This window comes from Pseudomonas sp. 51_B, from assembly GCF_017491595.1.
GTDB classification, from domain to species: domain Bacteria; phylum Pseudomonadota; class Gammaproteobacteria; order Pseudomonadales; family Pseudomonadaceae; genus Aquipseudomonas; species Aquipseudomonas promysalinigenes.
Map to the genome: position 1 here is coordinate 1 of NZ_JAFGYW010000406.1, position 446 is coordinate 446.

The window sequence follows — 446 nt, forward strand, 5'->3', positions numbered from 1 at the left end:
ATCGTCTATCTGAGCGTCGCTTCGCACGAGGAGCTGGTGCCGCTTTCCGAAGCGCGCGTGCCGGTGCTCGACCGCGGCTTCATCTTCGGCGACGGCGTGTACGAAGTCGTGCCGGTCTACGCGGACGGCGCGCGCCGCGCGCCGTTCCGGATCGCGCAGCATCTCGCGCGGCACGAAAAAGTCGAATGGGTCGATTATTCCGGGCTGCCGAATCATCGGGATCACGCGCTCGTCGAGCGCTACCTGTCGGGCCGCGCGCCGGGCATCCTGACATTCGGCGTGAAGGGCGGGCGCGCGGCGGGCGCCGCGTTCCGGGACGCGCTGAAGCTCTTCACGCGCCTCGTCAACATCGGCGACGCGAAGTCGCTCGCGACGCATCCCGCTTCGACGACGCATCGCCAGCTCTCGCCGGACGAGCTCGCGAAAGCGGGCGTGAAGGAAGAGAC

1 protein-coding gene is annotated in these 446 nt (G+C 68.6%); it reads left to right on the forward strand.

The features are described 5' to 3' along the window. The coding region (locus J5M56_RS25460; protein WP_207938119.1) for a PLP-dependent transferase at nucleotides 1–446 on the forward strand (446 nt) is incomplete at both ends.